The 501-nt window shown below is 75.8% G+C and carries 1 pseudogene; it reads left to right on the top strand.

What is annotated here, in order from left to right:
- A pseudogene (locus tag CCN42_RS40905) lies at window positions 1-501 on the top strand (SWF or SNF family helicase); the annotation flags it as partial.

Here is a 501-nt window from a genome sequence, read left to right as displayed (position 1 = left end):
GCGGCGGTGGCGGGCATCGAACTGCTGCCGGGTCTGGGCGATCTCCGCCCGACCTGCGACTGCGACGACTGGGACCACTGCGGGCACACGACCGCGCTCTGCTATCAGATGGCACGGCTCCTGGACGAGGACCCCTTCGTCCTGCTGCTGTTGCGGGGGCGCGGCGAACGGGCGCTCCTCGACGACCTCCAGGCGCGCGGCACCGCACGAGCGACCAGGTCGGCGTCCACGGAATCGCTGGAGGAGCCAGCGGCCGGGGTGGACGCCGCGGAGGCGTACGCCGCCGGCGACATCCTGCCGCCGCTGCCCGCCCTGCCCGCCCTGCCCGAGCAGCCCGGACTGCCGCCGTCGCTGGACGCGGAGGCCGCACCCGCTCCGGGGATCGACCCGGCGGCCCTGGAGTTCCTGGCCGCCCGGACCGCCGCGGCGGCACACCGCATGCTGGCCGACGCGCTGAGGGCCGAGGAGGCGACCTGGGAACCGGAGCTGTCGGTCGCTCAG

Origin of the sequence: Streptomyces glaucescens (genome assembly GCF_002154375.1) — a bacterium.
Taxonomy (GTDB): domain Bacteria; phylum Actinomycetota; class Actinomycetes; order Streptomycetales; family Streptomycetaceae; genus Streptomyces; species Streptomyces glaucescens.
The sequence above is the reverse complement of the archived record's forward strand: the minus strand, read 5'-3'. Positions and strand labels throughout refer to the sequence as shown.